A 399-nucleotide genomic window follows, 5' to 3' on the forward strand; every position below is an offset into this window, starting at 1 on the left:
TACGGCTTTCGGGATAAGCAGGTGGTAAAAAGGCTGCTTGAGCGCGAGAGGAGAAAAGAACGCAAGCTGGAGGCCGGAATCCTTCCGAGGCCTAAAGGACGGCCGGGGAAAGATGCCGCATCAAGAAGCATTGAGGCAGAACAGGCATATGAGATCCAGCGCTTGCAGATGGAGAACAAATTACTGCGGGATTTTCTGCGGTTCACAGGAAGGAGGTAAGGGCAAAGGTAAAATATCATGTCATATATCGACACAGAACAGAGTATCCTGTGGCAATCCTGTGCAAATTCTTTGCAGTATCCAGAAGCGGCTACTATGCCTTTGTCCGCCGTCTGGGCAGGCCGGAGAAGGACGCCGCCCTTGCGGAAGCTATCGCGCAGCAGCGGGAACGCAGCTTCC

1 protein-coding gene is annotated in these 399 nt (G+C 53.6%); it reads left to right on the plus strand.

Going from position 1 to position 399, the window contains the following annotated elements; all coding sequences use genetic code 11:
- Window positions 1-219 (plus strand): imidazolonepropionase (locus HJY11_RS13330; RefSeq protein ID WP_243764559.1); only part of this gene is annotated, 219 nt, incomplete at its 5' end.
- Window positions 220-399 lie beyond the last annotated feature (180 nt).

The organism is Bittarella massiliensis (ex Durand et al. 2017), from assembly GCF_017566145.1.
In the GTDB taxonomy this organism is placed as follows: domain Bacteria; phylum Bacillota; class Clostridia; order Oscillospirales; family Ruminococcaceae; genus Bittarella; species Bittarella massiliensis_A.